Annotated in this window: 19 protein-coding genes; 10 read left to right on the forward strand and 9 right to left on the reverse strand. The window is 62.6% G+C overall.

Going from position 1 to position 26,360, the window contains the following annotated elements:
- Window positions 1–33: 33 nt before the first annotated feature.
- Entirely contained in the window at window positions 34–2,562 is a 2,529-nt protein-coding gene (locus QEH68_RS15575; RefSeq protein WP_280623318.1) for a polysaccharide lyase 8 family protein, read from the forward strand.
- A gap of 169 nt (window positions 2,563–2,731) precedes the next feature.
- On the opposite strand, the gene gabT is transcribed toward QEH68_RS15575, so the two are convergent.
- Window positions 2,732–4,087, reverse strand: coding sequence for a 4-aminobutyrate--2-oxoglutarate transaminase (gabT, locus tag QEH68_RS15580; RefSeq protein WP_280623319.1), 1,356 nt, complete (start codon window positions 4,085–4,087; stop codon window positions 2,732–2,734).
- Window positions 4,088–4,133: 46 nt separating this feature from the next.
- On the reverse strand, window positions 4,134–5,564 hold the full coding sequence (locus tag QEH68_RS15585; RefSeq protein ID WP_207594328.1) for an aminobutyraldehyde dehydrogenase: 1,431 nt from the start codon (window positions 5,562–5,564) through the stop codon (window positions 4,134–4,136).
- 144 nt (window positions 5,565–5,708) lie between these two features.
- Between QEH68_RS15585 and QEH68_RS15590 the strand changes: the two genes are divergently transcribed.
- The 3 genes from QEH68_RS15590 (at window position 5,709) to QEH68_RS15600 (ending at window position 9,193) form a co-directional block, all read left to right on the forward strand.
- On the forward strand, window positions 5,709–7,151 hold the full coding sequence (locus tag QEH68_RS15590; RefSeq protein ID WP_207594329.1) for a PucR family transcriptional regulator: 1,443 nt from the start codon (window positions 5,709–5,711) through the stop codon (window positions 7,149–7,151).
- Between the two features lie 78 nt (window positions 7,152–7,229).
- The gene (locus tag QEH68_RS15595; RefSeq protein ID WP_280623320.1) at window positions 7,230–8,516 is read left to right on the forward strand and encodes an MFS transporter; all 1,287 of its coding nucleotides are present in this window, start codon (window positions 7,230–7,232) and stop codon (window positions 8,514–8,516) included.
- Window positions 8,513–9,193: a FadR/GntR family transcriptional regulator gene (locus tag QEH68_RS15600; RefSeq protein WP_207594331.1), complete on the forward strand. Its 681-nt coding sequence runs from the start codon at window positions 8,513–8,515 to the stop codon at window positions 9,191–9,193. The genes QEH68_RS15595 and QEH68_RS15600 overlap by 4 nt, the downstream gene beginning before the upstream one ends.
- 12 nt (window positions 9,194–9,205) lie before the next feature.
- On the opposite strand, the gene QEH68_RS15605 is transcribed toward QEH68_RS15600, so the two are convergent.
- From QEH68_RS15605 to QEH68_RS15630, 6 genes are all read right to left on the reverse strand, one after another.
- A complete protein-coding gene (locus tag QEH68_RS15605; protein WP_280623321.1) occupies window positions 9,206–10,585 on the reverse strand; it encodes an MBL fold metallo-hydrolase in 1,380 nt (459 codons plus the stop codon).
- A gap of 90 nt (window positions 10,586–10,675) precedes the next feature.
- Window positions 10,676–12,142 carry an FAD-dependent oxidoreductase gene (locus tag QEH68_RS15610; RefSeq protein ID WP_207594333.1) on the reverse strand — a complete coding sequence of 489 codons (1,467 nt, stop codon included), beginning with the start codon at window positions 12,140–12,142 and terminating at the stop codon, window positions 10,676–10,678.
- Between the two features lie 20 nt (window positions 12,143–12,162).
- Complete coding sequence (cobA, locus tag QEH68_RS15615; protein ID WP_207594334.1) at window positions 12,163–13,440, reverse strand: uroporphyrinogen-III C-methyltransferase; 1,278 nt, start codon at window positions 13,438–13,440, stop codon at window positions 12,163–12,165.
- Between the two features lie 90 nt (window positions 13,441–13,530).
- Window positions 13,531–14,310: a DNA alkylation repair protein gene (locus tag QEH68_RS15620; RefSeq protein ID WP_207594335.1), complete on the reverse strand. Its 780-nt coding sequence runs from the start codon at window positions 14,308–14,310 to the stop codon at window positions 13,531–13,533.
- A gap of 15 nt (window positions 14,311–14,325) precedes the next feature.
- Window positions 14,326–15,237 (reverse strand): glutaminase, encoded by a 912-nt coding sequence (locus QEH68_RS15625; protein WP_207594336.1) that lies wholly within the window; start codon window positions 15,235–15,237, stop codon window positions 14,326–14,328.
- A gap of 5 nt (window positions 15,238–15,242) precedes the next feature.
- Entirely contained in the window at window positions 15,243–16,859 is a 1,617-nt protein-coding gene (locus QEH68_RS15630) for a helix-turn-helix domain-containing protein (protein ID WP_280623322.1), read from the reverse strand.
- Between the two features lie 389 nt (window positions 16,860–17,248).
- Between QEH68_RS15630 and QEH68_RS15635 the strand changes: the two genes are divergently transcribed.
- The gene (locus QEH68_RS15635) at window positions 17,249–18,679 is read left to right on the forward strand and encodes an amino acid permease (RefSeq protein ID WP_280628025.1); all 1,431 of its coding nucleotides are present in this window, start codon (window positions 17,249–17,251) and stop codon (window positions 18,677–18,679) included.
- Between the two features lie 28 nt (window positions 18,680–18,707).
- Window positions 18,708–21,425, forward strand: coding sequence for an aminotransferase class I/II-fold pyridoxal phosphate-dependent enzyme (locus QEH68_RS15640; protein ID WP_280623323.1), 2,718 nt, complete (start codon window positions 18,708–18,710; stop codon window positions 21,423–21,425).
- Here QEH68_RS15640 and QEH68_RS15645 read toward each other — a convergent pair.
- Window positions 21,422–22,459, reverse strand: coding sequence for an LLM class flavin-dependent oxidoreductase (locus QEH68_RS15645; RefSeq protein WP_280623324.1), 1,038 nt, complete (start codon window positions 22,457–22,459; stop codon window positions 21,422–21,424). The two genes, QEH68_RS15640 and QEH68_RS15645, sit on opposite strands and share 4 nt — an antisense overlap.
- A 143-nt stretch (window positions 22,460–22,602) precedes the next feature.
- Here QEH68_RS15645 and QEH68_RS15650 point away from each other — a divergent pair, with 143 nt between their 5' ends.
- From QEH68_RS15650 to QEH68_RS15665, 4 genes are all read left to right on the forward strand, one after another.
- Window positions 22,603–24,522, forward strand: coding sequence for a hypothetical protein (locus QEH68_RS15650; protein WP_280623325.1), 1,920 nt, complete (start codon window positions 22,603–22,605; stop codon window positions 24,520–24,522).
- Window positions 24,519–25,043 carry a hypothetical protein gene (locus QEH68_RS15655; RefSeq protein WP_207594343.1) on the forward strand — a complete coding sequence of 175 codons (525 nt, stop codon included), beginning with the start codon at window positions 24,519–24,521 and terminating at the stop codon, window positions 25,041–25,043. Before QEH68_RS15650 ends, QEH68_RS15655 begins: the two co-directional genes overlap by 4 nt.
- A gap of 87 nt (window positions 25,044–25,130) precedes the next feature.
- Complete coding sequence (locus QEH68_RS15660) at window positions 25,131–25,682, forward strand: hypothetical protein (protein WP_280623326.1); 552 nt, start codon at window positions 25,131–25,133, stop codon at window positions 25,680–25,682.
- 107 nt (window positions 25,683–25,789) lie between these two features.
- Window positions 25,790–26,320, forward strand: coding sequence for a hypothetical protein (locus tag QEH68_RS15665; RefSeq protein WP_157731872.1), 531 nt, complete (start codon window positions 25,790–25,792; stop codon window positions 26,318–26,320).
- Window positions 26,321–26,360 lie beyond the last annotated feature (40 nt).

A 26,360-nucleotide genomic window follows, 5' to 3' on the forward strand; every position in this document is an offset into this window, starting at 1 on the left:
CTCAACGCCTGGTCGCCCTCTTAGCTGCTTGTCGTGGCCCTTCCCATCGCTGGGAAGACCGCCGTCGCATATCTGTTGGGTGGGGTGGCGTTCCGGGCCGCAGCCTTGAACGGAGCAGTTTTGAACTTCAACGGACCCACTATGAGCCGCCGGACCCTTTTCCAAACCGCAGGGGCAGCCGCCCTCGCGGGTGCACTTCTTTCCCACGCCGGACCGTCTTTTGCGGCCTCGGATCCAGGGTTGCAGGAGCTCATCAACCGCAGGCGCCTGGTGCTGACAGGTGGTCGAAACGCAGCAGACATCCCCGAACTCGCTGCCCAGCTTGAAGGAATGGGCAAGACCGCCGAAAAGTGGTGGACGTCCATGGACAAGACCGCTGCACGAACGTCGCTGTGGAGCGACATCCCTTTGACCGGGATCGGACAGTCCGCCGCAGCTACCGGCAACATGGGCCTGCACTTCAACCGGCTCTACGACATGGCACTTGGATACGCGGTCCAGGGCAACCCCTACGCAGGGAACCCTGAGCTGGCCGCAGACATTGTTGCCGGGCTTCAACTTCTCAGCAGCACTGCGTACAAGCCGTCCATCAAAGCAGCAGGGAACTGGTGGTTCTGGGAGATTGGCGTCCCCCGCAAGACCGTGGACATCCTGACGCTGCTTCATGCGGAAGTCCCGGAAGCCTTGCGGACATCCCTGCTGGCAGCCGTCCGCTGGTTCGCCCCCAACCCCAACTGGCGCGGCCGTGCTACATCCCTGGCAGAAACAGGCGCCAACCGGGTGGACAAGTCACTGGCCTGCTGCATGCGGGGCATACTGGACAACAGGGCGGACGAGATCACCGTGGGCCGGGACGCCCTGAGCGATACCGTGCGCGGCGGGACCAACAGTGTCTTTACCTACGTCACCAGTGGTGACGGCTTCTACGCTGATGGTTCCTACGTTCAGCACTCCTACCTCCCCTACGCAGGAACATACGGAGTGGTGGCCTTGGCAGGGATCGCCGAGATCATCGCAATGTTGGGTGGCAGCAGCTGGGCAATCAACGACCCCAAACGTTCCGTACTCTTGGACGCCGTGGAGGACACCTACGCCCCGTTCGTGTGGGACGGCCGCATCATGGACACCATCCGAGGGCGTGCGGTCTCCCGTCAGCGCGAACCCGACTACGTCAGCGGGTTCGGACTCATCTCTGCGGTCCTGTTGCTGGCACCGGGTTGCGACGAGCCCTACCGTTCACGATTCCTGGCTCTGGCCAAGGGCTGGTTGGAACGCTGCGCGGACCAGAAACTCGTGGGGCATCCGACGCAGAGCCTGGCAAAGTCCTTGCTGTCCCTGGGCGTCCTCTCCGATTCCGCCGTAGTCGCTGTCCCGGCGCCCGTCTACAGCCGCATGTTCGCCGACCAGGACCGACTGGTCCATCACCGCCCCCAGTGGGGCTGCACGGTGAACCTCTCTTCCAAGAGGATCGGCCGCTACGAATGGGGCAACAGCGAGAACAACCTCGGCTGGTACCAGGGTGATGGCATGACCTTCCTGTACACGCGAACCGATCCGTCCCAGTTCAGCGCTGACTTCTGGCCCACCGTGGACCCCTATGCCCTGCCCGGGACCACCGTCAATGACCAGGTCCGGGCGAGCGGTGCAGGGGGAGCAGGGACCGGGATCCCCCGCGCCTTCCAAGCCTTCGCCGGCGGCCTCACAGTAGGCGGCCGTTGGGGTGTGATCGGCATGGACCACCTCAACCACAACAAGACGCTTTCCGGCCGGAAGTCGTGGTTCTTCCTGGATGACGCGGTGGTCTGCCTCGGCGCGGGCATCACCGGCACGGGAGGTACGGCAGTCATGACCACTGTGGAGAACAGGTCGTTCGCCGCAGGTTCAGTGCCGGCTGTGAGGACCGATTCCCGAAATCGTCGGATGGGCGCCGGTGATACACCCGTTGTCGTGGAGCGTTCCGTGCACCTCGAAGGCCACGGAGGTTACGTGTTCCTCGACGCACCCGGCGTTTCGGGAACACCCGAGGTTGCCGTCGTCAGCCGGACGGGAAGCTGGTTCGACGTCAATTCAGGGGCAGACACCGGCGGCACCACCGATCCCGTCTCGCGGGATTATGTGACCATCACTCACCGCCATGGCAAAGACCCGGTGGCGTCCGGCTACGCGTATATGGTCCTGCCGGCTGCAGGCCACTCCACCACGTTCTCCCAGTCAGCAAGCCCCGACGTGAAGGTCCTGGCCAACTCTGCCGGGGTCCAGATGGTGGAAGTGGCCAAGGACAAGCTGGTGATGGCCAACTTCTTCGCGACAGGTTCCGCCGGCGGATACACAGCGTCCGGACCATGCACCGTCGCCGCGCACCAAAACGGTGACAAGCTGACGCTGTCCGTGGCAGATCCGTCCCGCACCCAGGCATCCGTGAGGGTCACCCTCCCGGGCGCAACGTGGCACACGCTGGTGGATTCCGATGCCGGGGTGTCCCTGGTGAGCGCCAATCCGCTGGTCATCGAGGTCCAACTCGACGGACACGGCCACCAGAAAAACCTGACGCTGGGCAGCTAGGCGCGATCCGCCGTCGAGCGTTCAGTGTTCCCAGCGCCGAGATCGCGGGAACGGCGCCAACACGCCCGGAAAGCTCCGGCGAACACGACGCGCTCCCGCGATCTCGGCGCAGAGACACAAAAGGAGGGCCGGGAAATCCCGGCCCTCCTCCTGTCTACAGCGTGAAGACTTAAGCGTGTGCCTTGATGGCTGCGGCGAGGACCTCGAGGCCGTCGATGAGCAGCTCGTCGCTGATGACCAGCGGCGGGAGCAGACGGATCACGTTGCCGTAGGTACCACAGGTCAGGATGATGACACCTTCCTGGAGGCAAGCGGCAGCAACGGCCTTGGTGAGCTCAGCGTTCGGTTCCTTGGAGCCGGGCTGAACGAGCTCGATGGCCAGCATGGCGCCACGGCCACGGATGTCGCCCACCACGGAAACTTCTTCCGCCAGCTCGCGGAGCTTGCCCAGGGCGAGCTCTTCGATGTGGCGGGCGCGGCCGTTGAGGTCGTGCTGTTCCATGGTGTCGATGGCTGCCAGTGCTGCTGCGCAAGCAACCGGGTTGCCGCCGTAGGTGCCGCCGAGGCCGCCCGGGTGGACGGCGTCGAGCAGGTCGGCGCGGCCGGTGATCGCGGACAGCGGGAGGCCGCCGGCGATGCCCTTGGCCATGGTGATGATGTCCGGGACAACACCTTCGTGGTCAACGGCGAACCATTCGCCCGTGCGGCAGAAGCCGGACTGGACCTCGTCGGCGATGAAGACAATGCCCTTTTCCTTGGCCCATGCGGACAGTGCCGGCAGGAAGCCTTCGGCCGGAACGATGAAGCCGCCCTCGCCCTGAATGGGTTCGATGATGATCGCGGCAACCTGGTCGCCACCGATCTGCTTCTCGATCATGGTGATGGCGCGCTTGGCGGCCTCAGCACCCGTGATCTCCGGGTTCTCTTCACGGAAGGGGTAGCTCATGGGCATGCGGTAGACCTCGGGCGCGAACGGGCCGAAGTTGGTCTTGTACGGCATGGCCTTGGCGGTGAGTGCCATGGTCAGGTTGGTGCGGCCGTGGTACGCGTGGTCGAAAGCTACGACGGCGTCGCGGCCGGTGGCCAGGCGTGCAACCTTGACGGCGTTCTCCACGGCTTCAGCGCCGGAGTTGAACAGCACGGTGCGCTTGGCGTGGTCGCCCGGGGTGAGGCGGTTGAGCTGCTCGGCAACTGCAACGTAGCCCTCGTACGGGGTCACCATGAAGCAGGTGTGCGTGAAGTGCGCGGCAGCTTCCTGGACAGCGGCAACGACGGCGGGGTCGGACGCGCCGACGCTGGTCACGGCGATGCCGGAGCCGAGGTCGATGAAGGAGTTGCCGTCGACGTCGCGGATGATGCCGCCGTCGGCGTCTTCAACGTAGACGGGGACGCCCGAGGCGACGCCGGCAGCTACGACGGCGGAGCGACGCTCTGCCAGTGCCTGCGACTTGGGGCCGGGGAAGGCGCCGTTGATGTTGCGCTTCTGCTCGATGCGGTACGAGAGTTCGTTCGCGGTGGTGGTCATGTGGTGGTTGCCTTTCTGGGAAATTCGTACGGGTGGGGCGAACGCGCTACGCGTCGAGTGCACTCATCACGTGCTTGATGCGCGTGTAGTCCTCAACGCCGTACATGGAGAGGTCCTTGCCGTAGCCGGACTGCTTGAAGCCACCGTGCGGCATCTCTGCCGTCAGGAGGATGTGGGTGTTGATCCAGACCGCACCGAAGTCCAGGTCGCGGCTCATGCGCATGGCCGTACCGTGGTCGGTGGTCCAGACGCTGGACGCCAGGGCGTATTCGACGTCGTTGGCCAGCTCGAGTGCTTCGGCTTCAGTGCTGAACTTCTGCACGGTGATGACCGGACCGAAGGTTTCCTTCTGCACGATGTCGTCGGTCTGCTTGGCCCCGGAGATGATGGTGGGCTCGAAGAAGAAGCCCTTCTCGCCTGCCCGGTGGCCACCGGTTTCGATCTTGCAGTTGGCCGGGAGGTGCTCCACTACGGAGGTGACGGCGTTGAAGTGGTTCACATTGTTGAGCGGGCCGAAGTAGTTGTCTTCGTCGTTCTGCGAACCGGTGTGCAGTGTCTTGGTGTGTTCCACCATGGCTGCCACGACGTCGTCGTGAACGGAGTCTTCCACCAGCACGCGGGTGATGGCGGTGCAATCCTGGCCGGCGTTGAAGAACGCGAACTCGGCAATGGCCGCGGCGCTCTTCTTGATGTCGGCGTCCTTGAAGACGATGGCCGGAGCCTTGCCGCCAAGTTCCAGGTGTGCCCGCTTGAGGCCCTTGGCTGCGCCGCTTGCCACGGCGATGCCTGCACGGACGGAACCGGTGATGGAGACCAGGCCGGGGACCTTGTGGTCCACCATCATGGCGCCGGTTTCACCGGTGCCGAGGACGACGTTGAGGACGCCGGCCGGGAAGATCTCACCGGCGAGGCGTGCCAGTACCAGGGTGGATTCCGGAGTGGTGTCGGAGGGCTTGAGGACAACGGTGTTGCCGGCAGCCAGGGCGGGGCCGATCTTCCAGATGGCCATGAGGAACGGGTAGTTCCACGGAGCAACCTGGGCTACGACGCCGATCGGTTCGCGGCGTACGTAGGAGGTGTGGCCCTCGAAGTACTCGCCTGCCGACTTGCCTTCCATGATGCGTGCAGCGCCGGCGAAGAAGCGGAGCTGGTCTGCACCTGCGGCGACCTCTTCGGAGGCGATCAAGGAGCGCACCTGTCCGGTGTTGCGGTGCTGGGCCTCAACGAGTTCGTCGCTGTTGGCCTCCACTGCGTCGGCAAGCTTGAGCAGCATAAGCTGACGCTGGCCGGGGGTAACGTGCTTCCAGGTCTTGAACGCGTCGGCCGCTGCGGTCATGGCGGCATCGACGTCGGCCTGCACCGAAATCGGCGACTTGGCAACGATTTCCCCATTGGTGGGGTTCACGATGTCCAGAAGACCCGTACCTGCCGGCGTAACGAATTCGCCGTTGATGAAGTTCTGCAAGGTTTGAACCACGGTGTGCAACCTCTTTCGGTGTCTGGGCATGGGTTTTAGCTGATCAGAGCCTATGCCAGGGAGGGGGTGCAAGGAATAGTCAGCTGCACACACAACAACCCCCGGCTTAGTGCGCTTGACCAGCCCCGGGTTACGCTTTTAAGCATGGCAATGTCCCTCGCTTCCCTCGTCGCTGTCCCCTCCCTGAAACTCCGCCAAGCCGGCCTCGCCGAGACGACGTGGAACCAGGACATCAGCTGGGTTGCCGTGACGGAATTGGAGGACCCACAGCGCTTCCTCAGCGGCGGGGAACTGGTCCTCACCACGGGGTTGCGCCTCAAGAGCGCTGCCGACCAGCGGCGCTTTGTCCGTCAGGTCCAGCGCGCAGGTGCCGTGGGCATCGGTTTCGGCATCGGCCTCACGCACGAGGCGGTTCCGGAAGCCCTCATTGCCGAAGCCAACCGCTGGGGCCTCCCGCTCGTGCAGGTGCCCTACGAAATCCCCTTCATCGCCATCGGAAAGCTCGTGGCGGAGTCGCACTCGGCGGACCACTATTCCAATTTGGAACGACTCCTGGCCGGACACCAGATCCTGGCCCGCTCGCTCCTCACCGGCGGCGGCTTGAACGAACTCCTCAAACAGCTGGGAAGTATGCTCCGCACTGAGGTTGTGCTCACCCAGTTCAGCGCGCAGCTCTACAACAGCGTGGCCGGGAAGCCGGCCCCGACGGCGGATGGCTGGGCGTCGTATCCGATTCCCACCGGCCGCAGGGACGCCTGCACACTTTGGCTCAGGCAGCCCTTTGTGGACTCCGGAATCGTCAGCTACGCGCAGAACCTCATCAGCGTTGAGCTCAATAACATGGTCAAGCAGCGCCAGTCCCAACGGGCCATGGCCGGGCAGGTTCTGGACGATGTTATCCACGGCACCCTGGAAACCATCGAGGCCGCCCGCCGCTTGGCCGGCGTTGGCATCAACAGCACCAGGAAGAACGTCGTGCTTGTTGCCGAATCCACCGCACACCATAAGCAACTGGTCAGCATTTCGCTGCCCCAAGCGCTTGAAGCGGGCGTCAGCGCCGTCGTCGGAAAGGACCTGGTCACGGTGGTCAGCGATGACGGCAGTTCCGCCACGGCTTTGGCCAAGAGCCTCAGCGATCATCTTCAGGAGGCCGGAATCCATGCCGTGATCGGCATCGGCGGCGCCTACACCAAGCCGAACGGTTTGCGCTGGAGCTACTTTGAGGCGCGCGACGCCGTGGCGCACGGCTTGCCGGTCAACGAGCCGGAACGCCTCAGCCTGACATCCCTGTTGCTGGCCAGCGAGGACGTTCCTCTCGCGGACATGGCCAGCGAGTCCCTCACACCACTGCGGAAGTTCGACGCCGCCCACGGGGCCGAACTGGTGGCCACACTGGAAAGCTATCTGAACCACAACGGGTCAGTGGCTGCAGTGGCGGAAGCCCTGACGTTGCACCGGAATACAGTGCGGTACCGCCTTGCACAGATCACCGAATTGACGGGCTACGACCCCTCCCAAACGCCGGACCGTGTGCAGCTGTGGCTGGCCTTGGCGGTGCAGCGTTTGGGCTCGCGCAACCCGCGCTGAAACGCCTCCCGCGACCATATGCGGAGAGCTTCGCCACATAACTCTAGACATTAGACGTCAAACGTCTAACCTTTAGGTATGGCCGCGACGACTCCTCTTACCCCCAGCACTGGAAACATCCCTACTGTTAGCCCTGCCCAGGTGACGCCCGGGCTTTCGGCAAGCCCGGCAGTCCCCAAGACGCGCGTCGTCGCCGTCGTCGGCATTATTGCCGTGGTGCTCATCGGCCTGAACCTGCGGGCCGGCATCACCAGCGCCGCAGCCCTGTTCCACGAACTGCAGCAGGTCCTGGGGTATGGGGCCTTGGTGGCTTCCATCCTGCCTTCCATTCCGCTTTTGTGCTTCGCCGTCGCGGGCATGGGAACGTCCTGGCTGACTCGGCGGGTCGGCGTCGAGAAAGCCATCGCCATTGCTTTAGCGCTGCTGGCCGGCGGATTGCTGGTGCGTGGCGTTCCGGTGACGGGCACCCTCCTCGGTGGCACCGTCCTGGCCATGTCCGGACTGGCAGTATGCAACGTGGCCATGCCGTCATTCATCCGCGAGCACTACTCCGAGCGCACCTCCATGATGACCGGCCTTTATACCTTCACCATGTCCGGTGGCGCCACCTTCGCCGCAGTCGTCAGCGTTCCCTTGGCGCAGGAACTCGGGTCACCCTCCATGGGTCTGGCTGCCTGGGGCCTGCTGGGTGTCGCAGCCCTCCTCGGCTTCCTGCCGATAGTCCTGCACACCCACCGGAACACCACCAAGACTGATCGGCCGCGGGTCTCCATGTGGCCGTTGCTCCGCACCCGGCTGGGCATCCTGATTACCGCGATCTTCACCTTCCAGGCTTTCCTGGCATACGCAGTGATGAGCTGGTTCGCCTACATCCTGACCTCCCAAGGCCTCAGCGCCTCTGAGAGCGGCCTGCAGTTCGGCGTGATGCAGTTGGTCTCCGTGGCCGCCGGCATGATCCTGCTCGCCTTCGGCTCCCGGCCCGGCATGCTCCGCCCCGCCCTCTACCTGGCCAGCAGCTCCACTTTGCTGGCGATTGCCGCCATGATTTGGCTGCCGACGTCACTGGCGGTTGTTCCGGCGGTGCTGTTCGGTTTTGGTTTGGGCATCTTCCCGCTGGTCCTGGTCATCATCAGCCGCAGCGGACGGTCGACTGCGGAAACCACCGCACTGTCCACCATCGCCCAATCGCTGGGATACTTGATTGCGGCAATCGGCCCGTTTGGCATGGGCCTGCTCCACAGCGCCACCGGCGGCTGGGTGCTGCCCCTGGGCCTGCTGTCCATCGTGGCCGTGGCGCTCATGGTTACCTGCCACATGCTCACCAGCAAGCGCACTGCCACCAAGACCGGACCGAGGACTGCATGACCCTGACCCCTTCGCATCGCCCGGCCCTGGCCGAGGAGATCACCGCCAAGCTGCGGGACATGATCAAGTCCGGTGAATGGCCGCTCCAGGAACGCATCCCTGCTGAGCCTGAGCTGATGTCCACCTTGGGTGTTTCGCGGGGAACCCTGCGCGAAGCCATCAAGGCACTGGCCCACTCGGGCATGTTGGAGGTCCGCCGGGGAGACGGCACGTATGTTCGGGCAAACAGTGAAATGTCAGGCGCAGCCCAGCGCATGTACCTGGAGCACACGCAGGAACACATAGTGGAAGTCCGGCTCGGCCTGGATACGCAGGCCGCACGCCTGGCCACCAAGCACGCCACGGCCGAGGACCTGGCCGAGATGCGCCGACTCCTCGCGCTCCGCCATGACGCCTGGCAGGCCGAGGACTACCCCACGTGGGCCAGCGCCGACTGGGAATTCCACGAACGGGTTGCCTTGGCATCAGGTAATCCTTTGCTGCACCAGCTGTATGTTTCGTTTGGCGGGGTGTTCCACAATGACCTCCTCCGGCAGCAGCGCAAGGGCGGTTTCAACGGCATCCCCCGCGAAGGCCATGACGAGCTGGTAGACGCCTTGGAAGCCCACGATCCCGATGCCGCCGTGCAGAGCGTGTACCGAAACCTGGACTACTGCTCGGATCAGGCGCCGCGTTAGCTCAGCAACGGTTTACGGAGTCGTTTCGACCCCTGCCCCTGCGGCGTCCTTGAACCTGGCGTTGATCAGCACCACCTTCCGACCGGCCCGGTCCAGCAGGCTGGCGGCAACACTCGCCCTGTAACCCGTGGCGCAGTGTACCCAGATCCGGGCATCCGGTAACTCCGTGATCCTGCCGAGCAGATCGTAGACAGGAATATTGCGCGCTCCCCTGACATGCGAGACCTTGAATTCTTCCGGCCGGCGGACGTCCAAAACCATGTCTTCCGGCTCCCGGCTTTTCAGCAACGCAGTCCAGTCCCCGTGCGGGTAGCCCACCTGTGGAGACCCGGGCGCCAACGCACCCAGATCCAAGGGCTTGGCGTGAAGCCCGACGGCGGCATCCGGACTGTCGATGCCGATCCTCGCCAGGTCCCGGATCGCCTTTTCAACCTCTTCCACCGGGCCCAGCAACGTGAGCGGCTGGTTCCACGGGATCACCCAGCCAAGGTAGCTGGTGAAGTTGTCGCCCGTCCCATACTCGAAGCTCACGCTGCCGTGAAGATGACTGTCCGCGAAGGCCACGCGATGACGCAGATCCACCACCCACTCCCCTGCCCGCAAGCGACGGCTCAGTTCCTCAGCATCCACGGATTCCGGAACGTCAAGGGTTGCCGGGCCAACACCGGCGGCATTGAGCGGGCTCATGTGGGCGTAGTACGCAGGGTAGGCCGTGATGTTCTCCAACAATTCCGAGACGAAATGGTCTTCATTGGGATCCGTCAAGGCGTGGTTGGACTTGGCCTGCTCGCCGATCGTTGATGATTCCTGGTGGCTCGCGGGGCCGATGGAACAGAACGATCCGAAGCCGTGGGTCGGGTAGAGCGCCGCATCAGGATCCGCAGAGTCCACCAATCGGCGGACCGACGAGTACTGGTCGTGGGCCAGCTTCGCGGTGTCGTCCGGCGAGACCAGGTCCGTCCGCCCCACCGAACCGTAGAGCAAGCTGCCGCCGGAAAACACGGCCTCCCGGCCGCCGTCGTGCACGTCATCCCGGACCACGTACGAGAGGTGCGTGTGGGTGTGACCCGGTGTGGCCACCACTGTTACCAAGAGCCGGCCAACATGGAGAACCTGGCCGTCGGTAACGGGGACACGGGCGAATGAAACCTCATCGGCAGCGTTCACCAGATAGTCAGCGCTGTGCTTCCCGGCAAGAACCAGGCCGCCTGTGACGTAGTCGTTGTGGAGGTGGGTTTCCGCTACGTGCGTGATCCGGACGCCGGCTGCCAAGGCTGCGGCTTCAACCCGGTCAATGTCCCGTTGAGGGTCAATGACCAACGCCACAGTGCCGTCATGCACGAGGTAGCTGCGGTCCCCCAGTTGGGGAGTTTCGATGACGACGACGTCCATGGTTCAGGGTACCGCTGAAGGTTGACCCCTTTAAAAGCAGCGGCGGGGCCACACACGTGAAGTGCGTGACCCCGCCTGCCATTACAGAAGCTAGACCTGTGCGGCTACGCCATCACGGGAGATGTTGACCATGTCCTCACGCGGCACAACCTTGATGCGCTCACGCTTGACCTCCACACCGTGGGAGGTGCCGGCCTCGGTTGCTGCTGCACCGAGCGCGAGCTCGTGGGCGTCCAGAGCCAGCCAGCCTTCCCAGCTGGTGAACTTCACGCCGCGGGAGTCAAGGAGTTCCACCACCGCGTCAGCGGCGGGGACCTCGGCAACCGGCAGGTTCTCGCGGTCTTCCAGGAGGTAGGTGACGGTTTCGAGGGCATCGCCCTTGGTGTGGCCGATGAGGCCGACCGGCCCGCGCTTGATCCAGCCCGTCGCGTAGAGGCCCGGAACGTGCTGGCCGTCGGCGTCCAGGACGCGACCGCCGTCGTTGGTGACAACACCCTTCTTGTGGTCGAATTCGACGTCCGGCAGGGCCGAACCGAAGTAGCCGATGGCCCGGTACACGGCCTGGACCGGGTAGTCGATGAACTCGCCGGTGCCGCGGGCGTTGCCCGTGCCATCCAGTTCAGTGCGTTCGAACTTGATTCCCGCAACCTTGCCCGGGGTTTCGGCGGAGTCCACGATCTCCACCGGGCTGTGCAGGAAGTGCAGGTGCAGGCGACGGGAAGCCTTGAGCTCGGAGAGGTCCTCGGGCTGCTCGGCGATCCAGTTGGTCAGCGTGCCAACCATGGTCTTGATCTGGTTGTTCGTCTGGACCTGGCGGTCGGACTCTTCGTCGAATTCGAAGTCCTCGGCGTAGAGGATGATGTCCACGTCCTTGGAGTGCGAGAGTTCGCGCAGTTCCAGCGGGGTGAACTTCACCTGGGCGGGACCGCGGCGGCCGAAGACGTGCACGTCCGTGACGGGCGAGCTCTTCAGGCCGGCGTAAACGTTGTCCGGGATTTCCGTGACCAGCAGGTCATCGGCGTGCTTGGACAGGACGCGGGCCACGTCCAGGGCCACGTTGCCGTTGCCCAGAACGGCGATTTCCTTGGCCTCGAGCGGCCATTCACGGGGAACGTCCGGGTGTCCATCGAACCAGGAGACGAAGTCGGCGCCGCCGAAGGAGCCCTCGAGTTCGATGCCCGGGATGTTCAGGTCCGCGTCCTTGATGGCGCCAGTGGCGAAGATGATGGCGTCGTAGTGCTTACGAAGGTCCTCGATGGAGATGTCCGTGCCGTAGTCGACGTTGCCGAAGAAGCGGATGTCGCCGCGGTCCAGGACCTTGTGCAGGGCGTTGACAATGCCCTTGATGCGGGGGTGGTCCGGGGCAACGCCGTAGCGGATCAGGCCGTACGGTGCCGGGTAGCGGTCGAAGAGGTCGATGCTGACGGTGAGTTCGCCGCTCTTGACGGCTTCGCTTTTGGTCAGGATGTCAGCTGCGTACACGCCGGCCGGGCCGGAGCCGATGACGGCGACGCGAAGCGGACGGTCCGCAGAACCTACGGGGGTGCTAATTGACACGGCTGTGTTCCTTCTTCTTCTCAGTTACTGCGGACGCGGGGACGGTTGGGAGTAATAGTGCTGTAGTCAGCGGTCTTGAAGTGCTGCGGTGCAAAGGGGCTGACACGGACAACATCGCCGATCACGATGACCGCTGGATTGGCCACGCCCACGGCTTCTGCCTGGTCCGCGATGGTCCCCAAGGTGCCAATGGTGACGCGCTGTTCCGGCAAATACCCGTTCTCTACGATACCTACTGGTGTGTCCAAAGGCAGACCCGAGCCTGCCAGCGCAGCCGCGGAATCACGCAATTGCGCTACTCCCATGAGCAACACCACAGTGTGATCGGGGCGTGCGGGGACTTCGGACAGCTCTTCATGGCCGGTCACCACGCTGAAGCCCTTGGCCAAGCCGCGGTGCGTCACGGGAATACCCGCAGCGGCCGGAACCGAGATTGCCGACGTCACGCCGGACACCACTTCAACCTCGACGCCGTTCTGCCGGCAGAATTCTGCTTCCTCGCCACCACGCCCCAAGACATAGGGGTCGCCGCCTTTGAGGCGGACCACGCGGTTACCCTGCAGGGCTTCGTCCACAAGGATTCGGTTGATCTCCAGTTGCGGAACCGGGTGGTGGCCGGGCGTCTTGCCTACCTCGATGACGCGGACGTCCGGGGCAAGTTCCTTCAGCAGCTCCCGCGGGCCAAGTCGGTCTGCAACCACGACGTCGGCCTGGCCAAGCAGGCGCCGACCGCGGACGGTGATGAGTCCCGAGTCGCCCGGACCGCCGCCCACCAAGGCGACAGAACCAGCCGGAGTCTTGCCAGCGGCGTCCGGCTTACGGTGGCGTCGCAGCGGCAGGTCACCTGTTTCCAGGGCAGTGGCAACAGCATTGCGGAGAGCCATGGCACGGCGTGGGTCTCCCCCGGCGTTGATGGCGATCTTGACGTCGTCCACCACGGCGACGGCGGGTGTCCACGCGGCTGACGCTTCGTGGTCCGAGGCATTGACGCACCAGAGGCGCTGCGCCTCGGCGTCGGCCGATACCTGGGTGTCCACAGCGGCGGTGCCAGTGGCTGTCTGGACGAACCAGACGCCGTCGAGGTCTGACGTGCGGTACTCGCGCTGTTCCAGGTTGAGCAGCCCGGAAGCGGCGAGTCCGTGGAGGTTTTCGGTGGCAACGGGCGCGACGACGGTAACTTTCGCACCGGCGTCGAGCAGCCCTTTGGCGCGACGCTCCGCGACGGGGCCGCCGCCCACCACCAGCACCGGGCGGCCAAGCAGCCGCAGCGCGGTGGGGTAAATGTCCTGTATTGCCATGAAAAAACTGTAGGGCGGCCCCGTAACATGCTTCAAAGGCTCGGAAACACCCGGTAACGCTGGGTAATCCAACGTCACATAATTCCCGGCCTAGTTCGGGGAAACCCTGTCTTTAAGCGTCAGGTAGTGGGCCCGCTGCTCCTTGCCCAGATGCTCGATCGCGTAACGTAACGCCGTCCGAGGCATGGTGGCGGCGTGCTCGTCCAGGAACGCCAGCAGGCGTTCGCGGCTGCTGCGCCCTGCGTCGCGGACCCAGCCGCCTACTGCTTTGTGGATGAGGTCTTCTTTGTCATGCAGCAGGATCTCTGCGATGGCGAAGGTGTCGTCCAGTTGGCCTTCACGAATGAATGCCGACGTCGCGACGATGGACGTCCGGCGCTCCCACATATCCTCCGAGCGCGCCAGTTCATACAACGGATCCCGTGGCTTATCCATGAGCCAGCCACCCACCACGTTTCCCGCACCCAGGTCCACGAGGTCCCAATTGTTGATGCGATCGTGGCGGCGCAAGTACATCTCGTAGAGGTTGCGGCGCCGCTGTTCCGTGGTCTTCTTTTTCTGCGTTTGGAGTGCCATGATCTTCACGGCTCCAGCCCTGGCCTCGTGGATGTCCTGCTCCAGGAGCTTCTCGATCTCCTCCGGTGGCATGGCTGCAAATTCCTTGGCCAGAGTGAAAACCTCGCCCATGCGGACGCCCAGGAAGAAGTCGCCCTCGGCATAGTTACCCTTGCCGGTCTTGAAATAGCGCTGGTATTTGGCCTGCTCGACGTCGGACTGCCGGGCTTGGAGCCGCGCGAGGAACTCGACGGCGGTGGGCTCGGTTCCCGGCGCCAACGCCGCTTTGGGTGCCTTCCCTGCCTTGGGGGTCATCCCTCCATCATGCGCCTAAAACACCGACCAGCCAGTACGTGTGGTGAATTCGTCCAGCGCTGCGACACCCGCCACCGAATTCCCGGACCTTCCCAGACCGGGGCTCCACACGCTGATGGAGCACTTGTTCGGAACCACGGCCACGATGCCGCCGCCCACGCCGCTCTTGCCCGGAAGGCCCACGCGGTACGCGAATTCGCCCGCGGCGTCGTACGTTCCACACGTGAGCATGACGGCGTTGATCCTCTTGGTCTGCGCCGGTGACAACAGCAGTGTCCCGTCTGCGCCCAGGCCGTTGGAGGCGAGGAACCGGGTTGCGAGCGCAAGGTCTTCGCACGTCATGGCCACTGCGCATTGCTTCGCATAAGAGTCCAGGACATCCTCCACAGGGTTCTCCAGGTTGCCACAGCTTGCCAGGAAGTGGGCCAAGGAAGCATTGCGGTGGCTGTTGGCCAGTTCCGAGCCAGCCACGTGGTGATCGGTATCGATGCTGTCCTTGCTGGTCTCCTGGCGCATCAAATCCCGCACGGCGTGGGCCGCGTTTCCTGTCAGGCTCAGGAGCCGGTCCGTCACAACTATTGCACCGGCGTTGATGAACGGATTTCGGGGAATGCCGTCTTCGCTTTCCAACTGGACCAATGAATTGAAGGGGTTGCCCGACGGCTCCCGGAACACCCGTTTCCAAATGCTGTCCCCGTCGAAGGCCAGCACCAAGGCGAGCGCAAAGACCTTGGAGATGCTTTGGATGGAAAACTCCACGTGGGCGTCTCCGGCTGAATACACTTCGCCGTCACGGGTGGCCACCGAAATGCCGAATTGTTGGGCATCCACGGCCCCAAGCTGGGGGATGTAGTCAGCCACGTTTCCTTGGCCGACATGCGGCTGCACGGCCCCGACGATGTCGTCGAGGAGATTCTGGATATCCATGGTTTCTAGACCTTGGTCCCTGCGTAGGTCCAGAGCCTGATCTGGAGGTGTGCCAGCAGGCGTTCATCTGCGGAGTGCAGGTCCAGGCCAGCCACCTCGCAGGCGCGGCGGAGCCTGTAATGAACGGTGTTGCGGTGGACAGCCAATTCCTCGGCGCACCGGTTCACGTCGCCAAAGAACTCCAGATAAGTCAGGAGGGTCAGCGCGAATTCCGGATAACGGCTGCACAGCCGGGTAATTCCTGCATGACGCAGGGTGGTCCGCGATTCCAGCAGCTCCAACAATTCCCTGGTCAGGACTGTTGTTTCCACGTCGCTGTATGAGGCCACGCGCACGTCCGGTGTTGCTTCCATGACTTTGAGGACGCTGCGCACGTGATCAAGGGTGGCGTGCAGGGCGTCAAGGCGCGGAACGATGGGACCAACTGCTGCCTGCACCTGGAAATGAAGGTGGGTGGTGGCATCACGAACTATGGTGTTGACCAGCCGGTTGATGGCGGGGAGGGATTTCAGTGGATCCACGTCAGGCAGGATGATGGCCGTTTCCATCCCCAGCGCTCCCACCACGGCGCCTGGCCGGTAGGCTGCCGCGTGGATTGATGCCACCTTGGAGAGCTCTCCCCTGCGGAGCTGAAGCCCCGCCGCGCTCTGGCTCAGCCCGCCCGCCGAGATCAGCACCAAAGCAGCTGGTTTCGACGGATCAATGCCTGCCGATTGGGCCTGCGAATGGACTTGGGCGGTGCCACTGAGCAGGCTGGACACCCGGTCCTCGCGCATCGACTGGGACTGCTCATTGCGGTGGCGTACCAACTCGATGGCGGCGTGCCGGGCCGCACCCACCATGATGCGGTCTGTGTTGGCCGCCAAGGGTTCAGCACCTTCCTGCAACCAGATGTATCCCATGACACGGCTGCCCGCGTGAATGCCGATTGCCACACGTTCACGGAGACCCGCATCAAGGTTGGCTTCCACATGGACAGGCGCTTCAGTGGCCTGCAGGTGCTTATAGACCCCTGATTCCTTCAGGAGTTTTTGGTACTTTTCAGGGCCACGCCTCGCCAGGATGGACAGCCGGCGGAGCTCGTCAACGTCATTGGATGCCGGGGAGTACGCAAGCACCCTGTTGCCCGGATCTTCGATCACCACGTGGCCATTGGTCAGCGTGGCCGTGGTTTGGGCGATCGCGAACAAGTCGCGGTGAACTGACGTGGGGGTTTCGCCTGGCACATCGTTCTCACGGACCCGGTCCAACGCGATGCTCTCGAACTTATCCCAGCGGAGCCCCGGGGCAACAGCCACCAGTCCAATGCCGGTCGGTTGGAGCAACTCTGCTGCGGCTTCCAACTCGCGTTCACTGCCCTTGACAGCAACTGCTGTGGGGCGGCCCACCATGATGCGGCGGAGTGCAGGGAGCGCCGCACGCCCGCGAACACCGATCAACATGACCAGGGCGCCTGGGCGGATCTCGTCGTCGTCTTCAGCATCAACAATGACAGTTTCGCGAACGGTTCTGTTGTCCTCTGCCGGGGCCAGCAGCAACCGGGCGTTGCCGACACCCAGGTCTTCCATGACGTCGCTCAATACGGTGACGACTCCGTCGTCGTCAATTTCCAGGGCTTTCAACGAAGCTATCGCTTCCTCTCCACATCAGTTTCTTCAGCAGTACGCTTCCTCGCCATTGAGGGGCTCCGCCGGTACATGTGCGCAGGCACGCACAGCGAGAAACATTACCGGCCCTTCAGAACACCAGTGTTGTCCCCGCGGCACAAGAGCCGGGCCCTGAATTTGGTTCGCCAGCCAATTTGTTGGTGACGGCAGCGACCTAGAGTTGGTGACTGTCCCACACACCACAAAGACTGACTGCAGCGCGGCCAATTTCAGGCACAACTGCGAGGCAGCCAGCCCCACGTTGTGGAGTATTGAGCCACCCTGTGGTGGCAACGGAGTCAAAGGAGACCCCCGAAGTGATACCCACCCCTGCGTCCACACAAACCCTTCCCTCCCCGACAGACCTGGCTGCCAGTCCGTCGTCGAACGCTTTCGCCCAAGAGGAAACCGGGTACCGGAAAACCCTTAAGCCCCGGCAGATCCAGATGATCGCCATCGGAGGTGCGATCGGTACCGGGCTCTTCATGGGCGCCGGAGGCCGCCTCAACGGGTCCGGACCTGCGTTGGTCCTCGTTTATGCCGTCTGCGGATTCTTCGCGTTCCTGATCCTGCGGGCACTGGGCGAGTTGGTGCTGTACCGCCCCACCTCCGGCTCGTTCGTTTCCTATGCCCGCGAGTTCTACGGCGAGAAAATGGCCTACACCGCGGGCTGGCTCTACTTCCTGAACTGGGCCATGACCTCCATAGTGGACGTCACCGCGGTTGCCCTGTACGTGAAGTTCTGGGGCCAATATTGGGCACCCATCAACGACATCCCGCAGTGGTTGATCGCGTTGATCGCTTTGGTAGTGGTGCTCTCCCTGAACCTGGTGTCCGTGAAGATCTTTGGCGAGATGGAGTTCTGGTTCGCCATGATCAAGGTGGGCGCCTTGGTGACGTTCCTCGTGGTGGGAATCTGCTTCATTGTTTTCGGCGGACGGACGGACGTTGGCGTTCCGGGCTTCAACGTCATCGCTGAGAACGGCGGCATGTTCCCCATGGGCTCCGTGGCGCCGCTCCTGGCCATCAGCGGCGTGGTGTTCGCCTATGCCGCCGTGGAACTCGTGGGCACTGCAGCCGGCGAAACCGCCAACCCCCACAAGGTGATGCCCAAGGCCGTGAACACCGTAGTAATCCGCATCGGGGTGTTCTACGTGGGCTCCGTCCTGCTGCTCTCGCTCCTGCTTCCCTTCACGTCCTACAAAGCCGGCGAGTCCCCTTTTGTCACCTTCTTCTCGCACCTCGGCGATCCGCAGGCCGGAGCCATCTCCGCGTCCGTGATGAACTTCGTGGTCCTCACCGCCGCGCTCTCCAGCCTCAACGCCGGTCTCTATTCCACTGGCCGCATCCTCCGGTCCATGGCTGTGAACGGCTCGGCTCCGCAATTCACCGGACGGATCAGCGCGTCCGGAGTGCCCTACGGTGGCATCCTCCTGACAGCGGTCATCACCCTGGTGGGCGTTGGATTGAACGCCGTTGTCCCATCACAGGTCTTCGAAATCGTGCTCGAAGTCTCGGCCGTGGGCATCATCGGCGGCTGGGCCACCATCATGCTCTGCCACATCAAGCTCCAGCGATGGGTACGCAGCGGCAAGGTGGTACGCCCGGCCTTCCGGCTGTTCGGAGCGCCTTTTACCTCCTACCTCACGCTCGGGTTCCTGGCCTTTGTCTTGGTCACGATGGGGTTCTCGGAAACAGGTCGCTGGGTGCTGACCTCGTTGCTGGTGTTGGCTCCGCTGCTGATCGCCGGCTGGTACGCGTATCGCGGCCGCATCCGCACAGCCCTGATGTCCTAGACCCCTTTTCAGTTTGAAAGTGAAACACATGAGCAACCCTTCCCCGTCCCCCAGAATCGGCACTCCCAGCAGGGCCTGGCGGTCCCGTGCCGATGCGTGGGAGTTTTTGGGATACGCCCTCAGGCAGCTCGCTTCGGCCCGACACCAGGAGTCTGGTTTGCTGTCCCAGATCGACCGGACTTTTGCCCTCCTGGCGGCGGTGGAACCCTATTGGGCCGAGCCTGGAGTCAACACCGTGGCCCAGTTGCGCCAATTAATCGACGACGGCGAACCCCAGGCCGCGCTCCAGCTTCTGGGCGGTTTGTCCCACCTCCCGCTCGCCTCTGCCGGGGAAACAGCTGCGGTGCCGCGCGCTGAGCTCCCGGACGAGGAAGCTGTTGACCAGCCCGAGCCGGCGGAGCGGCCACGCTTTGAGGTCCTGGTGGTGGACACCATGGAGCCCGAAGAAGCCGAGGCGCTCAAGAACACCATGGCTGCGCAGCGCCGTCCTTCGGATGCGTTCACGTACACGGTCAACGTGGTTCCCAGCTATGAGGATGCCTTGGTGGCCATCATGCTGAACCCCGATATCCAGTCCGTTGTTCTTCGCCCGGGCTTTTCCCTCCGCAGCTCCCATCTGTTGGGCAGCGACCTCCAGCGGTTCCTGGCCCGGCATACCTCGGCTGACTTGCAGGACTCGCGACCCATCAGACGGATCCTTGCGCTGGCCGATGCAATTTCCGGGCTGCGGCCGGAACTGGACGTCTACTTGGTGGCAGGGGTTTCCATCGAGTCCCTGGCGGGATCCCTCACCAGGAAGTTCCGGCGGATTTTCCGGCGACAGGATCATCTGGACCTGCATCTGTCACTGCTGTCCGGGGTGGCCGAACGCTACGAAACACCGTTCTTCACGGCGCTGCAGGACTACAGCCGCCGCCCGGCCAGCGTCTTCCACGCCCTGCCGATTTCCCGGGGTGCGTCTGTAGGAACGTCACCGTGGATCCGGGACATGGCCGATTTCTACGGGACAAACCTCCTGTTGGCCGAAACGTCCGCCACCTCAGGCGGTCTGGACTCTTTGCTGGATCCGCACGGGTCCATCAAACGCGCACAGGAACTCGCCGCCCGGGCCTTTGGGGCGCAACGAACCTACTTTGTCACCAACGGCACATCCACGGCCAACAAGATCGTGCACCAGTCCCTGCTTGCCCCGGGCGATGTTGTGCTGGTGGACCGCAACTGCCACAAATCGCACCACTACGCCTTTATGCTTGCCGGTGCCCGTGTGTCCTACTTGGATGCCTATCCCCTGGACAAGTACGCGTTTTATGGTGCTGTCCCTCTGGCCAGCCTGAAGCGCAGGCTCCTGCAGTACCGCCGGGCGGGCCGGCTCCACGAGGTGAAAATGGTGACCCTCACCAACTGCACCTTTGACGGCGTTGTGTACGACGTCGAAAGGGTCATGGAGGAATGCCTGGCCATCAAACCGGATCTCGTCTTCCTATGGGATGAGGCGTGGTTTGCCTTCGCCCGCTCCCATCCGGTGTACCGCCGTCGAACCGGCATGGCGGCAGCAGCCGCCCTGGAAGCTTCCTTCAGCGATCCTGCCTACGCCACCCGGTACGCGGAACAGGCCGCCGCCCTTCATGACCCGGTCACCGGCGAACCCGTTGATGACGAAGCCTGGCTCAACACCAGGCTTATTCCGGATCCTGCCAAGGCACGCCTCCGGGTCTACGCAACGCAGTCAACCCACAAAACGTTGACCTCGTTGCGGCAGGGTTCCATGATCCACGTGTATGACCAAGACTTCGCCGACTCCAACCGGGAGTCCTTCCGCGAGGCGTACATGACCCACACGTCCACCTCCCCCAACTACCAAATTCTGGCTTCCCTGGACATTGGCAGACGACAGGTGGAACTGGAAGGTTTCGGCCTGGTGCAACGGCAATCCGACCTTGCCGTATCCGTGGCCCAAGCCGTGGCCCGGCATCCCCTGCTGAAGAAGTACTTCCGTGTGCTGACCTCGCGGGACCTCATCGGTCCGCGCTATAGGGAAACCGGCTCCAGCATGCCGCTGCGGGATGGGCTGTCGGAGCTGGAGGACGCCTGGCAGCGGGACGAGTTCGTCATCGATCCCAGCCGCCTCACGCTGGACATCAGCAAAACAGGGATCGACGGCGACACTTTCCGCCACAGCTACCTCATGGACGATCACGGCATCCAGGTGAACAAGACGTCACGGAACACTGTGCTGTTCATGACCAACATCGGCACGTCCCGAAGCTCCGTGGCGTACCTGATCGAGGTCCTGGTGAAACTCGCTGAAGGCTTTGAGAACCCGCATCCTTCGGCGCGGGCTCGGACGCTACCTGCCTCGTCCGACGCTCCCCGCCCGACTCCCCCGCTCCCGGACTTCAGCACCTTCGCCGCGCGCTTCCGTAGGGATGATTCCTGCGAGGACGGTGATATCCGGGCCGCCTACTTTGAGAGTTACAAACCCGATTCCACGGTGTACCTGTCCGCGGCTGAGGTGGCTGCGGCGGTGGCCAAGGGACAGGAAGTGGTCTCGGCAGGGTTCGTTACGCCCTATCCGCCCGGGTTCCCCATCCTGGTCCCTGGCCAGGTGGTCACCCGGCAGACCCTCGAATTCATGGCTGCTTTGGATACGCGTGAAATCCATGGGTTCGATCACGAACGGGGGTACCGGGTGTTCGTGGAGCCTGCTTCGTCTTCTGTTCTCGAGCTGGTGGCTGTGGCGTCCTAGGCTTTGGCGCTCCAACCGAAAGCAGGGGCGACGTGCTTGGCGACGTTGCCCAGCAGCTTGGCGTTGTAGTCGACGCCAAGCTGGTTGGGCACTGTGAGCAGGACCGTGTCGGCTGCTTGCACTGCTGCGTCCTTCGCCAGTTCGTCCGCCAGTTGATCCGGCTCGCCGATGTAGCTTTTCCCGAAGCGGGACAAGGCGCCGTCGAGAATTCCCACCTGGTCCTGGCTGTCCGCTTGGGCACGCAGACCGAAGTAGTGGTTGTCGACGTCGTCCACGATGGGGATGACGCTGCGGCTGACGGAAATCCTTGGTTCAAAGTCGTGCCCTGCGGCGGCCCAAGCTTCGCGGAACATTCGGATCTGCTCGGCTTGCAGTTCATCGAAAGGCACTCCCGTGTCCTCAGTGAGGAGGGTTGAGCTCATGAGGTTCATGCCTTGCTCTGCTGCCCACACGGCCGTCTTGCGGGTTCCGGCGCCCCACCAGATCCGCTGCGGGAGGCCGGGTGACTGGGGTTGGATGGGCAGCAGACCTGTGGCCCCGCCGGCGTAATGGGGGTCCGCTTCGGCCACCCCGTGCCCGGCGATGGCTTTGCGGAACAATGCAGTGTGGCGGCGGGCCATGTCGCCACCGTCCTCACCGTCCTCGGGGACGTAGCCGAAGTTCGCTGCTCCGTTCCGTGCGGGTTCGGGTGAACCACGGCTCACTCCGAGCTGCAACCGCCCATCACTGATGAGGTCTGTGGCTGCTGCTTCCTCGGCCATGTAGAGGCTGTTTTCGTATCTCATGTCGATCACGCCGGTGCCCATTTCGATCCGGCTGGTCCGTGCCGCAATAGCGCTCAGCAGTGGAAAGGGCGATGCTTGCTGCCGGGCGAAGTGGTGCACTCGGAAGAAGGCCCCGTCGATGCCCAGTTCCTCAGCGGCCACAGCGAGTTCGATGCCCTGTTTCAGGGCCTCCCCAGCCGTTGGCACGAGGGAACCCGGGACGCGGGCCCAGTGACCGAAGGAGAGGAAACCGATCCGTTTGTTGTGCATGTTCGGGACAACTCCGCGGGGGCCCGGAGAATTCCACGGAGCCGCTCGCCCACCGCTCAGCGCCTTCTGAAAGTGATTCAGAATTCGTCGAGCGCATTAGGTATAGTGGAGCCGTCGGGGGTTTATCTATTCGATGGAGTAAAATGAATTTCGACACGGGGGTTGCCGATCGTCTGATCGGTGCATGTCGAGACGCAGCGCGTACGCTGCAGGATCAACGCGGCGGACGGGAATCGATCTCGACTGCTGCTCTTACGGAATTCCGGGGCGTGTTCGCTGACTGTTTCCGGGAGAACGTTGCCGCTGAACGGGCGGCCCGTTCGGAGCTGGTCCATATGTTGGAAGACGTTGCCCGTCGGGTACAGGAAGCGAAGAGCGCCGCGGAGGTTGAGCAGCGTCGCTTGGATCAGGTGACGGAGTGGGCGCTTGCCTCCGGTTGGGCGCGCGCTGGCGGCGGTTTTGCAGTGGATGTGGGGCCGCGCCCGTCGATGGAGGCGACTGACCGTCCGGTGGTGAGCGTGGAGACTGCACGGCAGGGGTTTCGTGTCTGGGCGAGTGGAAGCACTGGTGGGGCGAGTTCCGCTGATCCGGACACCTTGGACTCCGCAGTGTCAACCTTCAGGATCCAGGACGGCTCAGACCGAGGCGCGGCCAACAGAGTCAGTGCAGCTGTGTCCGAGTTCGAGGACAAGTGCTTCTGGGTGCACTCTGATCTCGACGCTGTCCGTGGCGGGCTGCGACGGTTCCTGGAAGACAACCATCAGGACGCGACCCGGCTTTCCGACATCGCGTCGACGTTCCGTGCTGCCGGTGGGAGCGGTGACCTCGGGCAGATAACGGTATCGAACGGCGTTCTTGTGCTTGCAACGGCGCCGATGACCTTATCGGGCTCGGCGCTGCTGGGCTACTTGTCCACTGCCTCCGAAGCTGACGTGAAGGCATTGGCCACAATACCCGGATGGCAGCAGACCCTGCGAGGCATGGACCCATCGAAAATCGGGGCTTGGTGGGCGGGCCTGAAAACGGGAGCCCACACTGCAGTGAACGAGTCCGGGTTCACGCCGGTGCAGGAGCTGCTGCTGGCTGCGGCTCCGGCCATGTTCGGCGCGTTGGACGGGATGCCCGCACTGGCCCGGGTCCGGGCTAACCAGTTGAACGCGCCAAGCTTGCTCCGTGCGGCGGAGAACGACCTGGAAACAGCCCGGAAGTTGTCGGGGATCGGCCAAGCACACCACGACCCGAACCGAACAAAAATGCTGCAAAATGAGGTGGCATACCTGAAGCAGGTGGAAGCCGGGGACGTACAGCTTTACCTCTATGACCGGGACCAGTCCCGGATCCTGGAAATGATCGGCACCCCGGGCCCCGACACACGGCACGTGATCACCTACGTCCCAGGAACCTTCACCGGGATGAACATCTTCTACGAAGGCGGCGTACAGCAGGTCTCGAAGTATCTCAATGACAACGTGTCAGGGACCGTGGCTTTCGTCTATAAGGATGGGCGGTTCCCCGGGGAGGAGGACACCGCCGGCGGTCCCAACCTGGCGAGAATTGGTGAGGCGAACGATGAGAAACTCGCACGCACCTCGGGGCAGCAACTGGCAGGTTTCGAGACCGGGATGCGCACTGACCCCTACCTGAACGGTGCCGAACAAACCGGCATCGGACACAGCTGGGGCCTGGCGAACCTCACCAGCTCCGAAGTCGCCGGAGCCCGATATGACAAAGTAATATCCCTCGCCGGGGCCGGAATGCTCCCGGACTGGAAACCACAGCCAACCACGGAATACTCGAACCTGTACTACTATGATCTGCTCGTCCATGGTCAGGGAGTTCCCAACCTCATCACGAAGAGAGGGGTGGTGTGGGATGGAAATAACCCCATTCATCGGGATGAGTTCGAACAGCACTATTACCGCGGCCCCCACGACGACCAACTTAGGGCGATTAACACCGTCGAAGAAGGGAACATCCTCATGGAAAACCACAACCTCATCGCCTCAAACAGCAAGGACAACCGGAGGGTTTTGGATGAAGTGTCTGAGGTGTTGAAACGATGAAAATTTCCAACTTTGCAGCCTACATCGCCGCGATCGTGACCATTGGTGGCGTCTCAAGCTGCGCAACTTCGGACATTCCAAGAGAGGAACATAACGTGGTTACGCAAGTGAGGTGGCAGGAAGCTAAAGCAAGCACGGAAAAGGAAGCGCTGGAGATCGCGGCCTTGATCCCAAAGGACAAGATTACTTCCATAGTCCAGAAAGAGACGGGCGTTCTCCTATCCTGCAGCAATACCGAACACAACTGGAACGGTTCGACTTCGATCACGCTGACTCAGGGAAGCGAAGCTGAATCTGTCGTGAAAGAACTTGAGACGGCTGCTCGGGCACACTACACGGATCATCGTTTTGAGGTCTCAAGCGACCGGACCATACAAGGCACCTTTCGTGTTGAGATAAGCGATCCGGCCACCTCGGAAATGTATCTCATCAGGGAGGACGATCCCGGCGTCATTCGCATTGCATCAGGTTCGCCTTGCTTCACTTTGCCCGAGGGCATCTACCCGGGTGGGGATTTCTAGATCCTCATGAGCAACCAGAACCTCATCGCCTCCACAAGCGAAGACAAGCAAGCAAGTACTCAAAGACAGGCTTGGAATTGTGGCTAGATGAGGGCACGTCGCGGTGCCATGGCGTTGTGGCTGGTGGCAGGTTCGATCGGGCTCGCCGCTTGTGCTGGAAACCCCAACACGGGTTCAATCCAGTCGACCGTGCCAACGCCTGCTAAAACACAAGAGGAACCGATGAAAGCTGAACTAACCTGGCAGGAAGCTAAAGCCCACGCACAAGCCATACAACTGGAGATCGTCGCGCTGATCCCAAAAGATGCTGTCATCTCGATTGATCAGAAGAAGAAGGGCGTGCTTCTGTCCTGCGACAAGACGCAGCACAACTGGAATGCTTCAACCACGGTCACGGTAGCTGAAGGAACCAAAATCCAGTCGGTCGTGAAGGACATCGAAGCCCACTACCGTGCGAATGGCTTAAATGTGTCCGTAGATAGAAATGTAAACGAAAACTATCGAATCCAAATCGACCCGCCTGCTCCAGGGGAGAGTTACATCGTCTCCGAAGGATTGTCTCCAAACGAAATCCGTATTGCATCAGGATCTGAGTGCTTCACCTTGCCCGAGGGCATCTACCCGGGTGGGGATTTTTAGGTCCTCATGAACAACCGTAACCTCATCTCCTCTAATAGCGAGGACAACGAACAGGCTCTCATGGACATGCTGGGAAGTGCGATTCGATGAGGGTTCGGAGCGGCGCCATGGCGTTGATGCTGGTCGTTTCAATCGGGCTTGCCGGTTGCGCCGGGCCACCCACCGGGAGTTCGACGGAGTCGACTGTGCCAACTGCGGCCAAAACACAGGAGGCAACGATGAATGCTGAGCTGACATGGCAGCAAGCGAAAGCTCATACACAAGCAATGGAACTGGAGATCGCCGCCCTGATCCCAAAAGAAGCTGTTATCTCGATCGATCAGAAGAAGAAGGGCGTGCTCTTGTCCTGCAACAAGACCCAGCACAGCTGGAATGGTTCAACGACAATCACGGTCACCGGAAAAACCAAAATCGAGCCGATCCTGAAAGAAGTCGAAACCCACTATCAAATTGGACAATACGAAGTCGGGAACAGGCTTGATATCAGAGGATCCTACGAAGTCCAAGTAAGCCCTCACAACACAAGCGATGAAAACTATATTGTCGCCGAAGGGTTAGCCCCACATCAGATTCGCATTGATTCCGGTTCGCCGTGCTTCACATTGCCCGAGGGCATATATCCCGGTGGAGATTTCTAAAACCGGAGTTCATGGGGATGGTTGGGGTTGTCATGTTGCC

Origin of the sequence: Paenarthrobacter sp. OM7 (assembly GCF_029873575.1) — a bacterium.
Classification (GTDB): Bacteria; Actinomycetota; Actinomycetes; order Actinomycetales; family Micrococcaceae; genus Arthrobacter.

Bases quoted from the DNA above. Each gene is read 5' to 3' on its own strand.
- gabT (WP_280623319.1), bottom strand. From the start codon at position 4,087: ATGACCACCACCGCGAACGAACTCTCGTACCGCATCGAGCAGAAGCGC.
- QEH68_RS15590 (WP_207594329.1), top strand. From the start codon at position 5,709: ATGGCAATGTCCCTCGCTTCCCTCGTCGCTGTCCCCTCCCTGAAACTC.
- QEH68_RS15595 (WP_280623320.1), top strand. From the start codon at position 7,230: ATGGCCGCGACGACTCCTCTTACCCCCAGCACTGGAAACATCCCTACT.
- QEH68_RS15600 (WP_207594331.1), top strand. From the start codon at position 8,513: ATGACCCTGACCCCTTCGCATCGCCCGGCCCTGGCCGAGGAGATCACC.
- QEH68_RS15605 (WP_280623321.1), bottom strand. From the start codon at position 10,585: ATGGACGTCGTCGTCATCGAAACTCCCCAACTGGGGGACCGCAGCTAC.
- cobA (WP_207594334.1), bottom strand. From the start codon at position 13,440: ATGGCAATACAGGACATTTACCCCACCGCGCTGCGGCTGCTTGGCCGC.
- QEH68_RS15620 (WP_207594335.1), bottom strand. From the start codon at position 14,310: ATGACCCCCAAGGCAGGGAAGGCACCCAAAGCGGCGTTGGCGCCGGGA.
- QEH68_RS15625 (WP_207594336.1), bottom strand. From the start codon at position 15,237: ATGGATATCCAGAATCTCCTCGACGACATCGTCGGGGCCGTGCAGCCG.
- QEH68_RS15640 (WP_280623323.1), top strand. From the start codon at position 18,708: ATGAGCAACCCTTCCCCGTCCCCCAGAATCGGCACTCCCAGCAGGGCC.
- QEH68_RS15645 (WP_280623324.1), bottom strand. From the start codon at position 22,459: ATGCACAACAAACGGATCGGTTTCCTCTCCTTCGGTCACTGGGCCCGC.
- QEH68_RS15650 (WP_280623325.1), top strand. From the start codon at position 22,603: ATGAATTTCGACACGGGGGTTGCCGATCGTCTGATCGGTGCATGTCGA.
- QEH68_RS15655 (WP_207594343.1), top strand. From the start codon at position 24,519: ATGAAAATTTCCAACTTTGCAGCCTACATCGCCGCGATCGTGACCATT.
- QEH68_RS15660 (WP_280623326.1), top strand. From the start codon at position 25,131: ATGAGGGCACGTCGCGGTGCCATGGCGTTGTGGCTGGTGGCAGGTTCG.
- QEH68_RS15665 (WP_157731872.1), top strand. From the start codon at position 25,790: ATGGCGTTGATGCTGGTCGTTTCAATCGGGCTTGCCGGTTGCGCCGGG.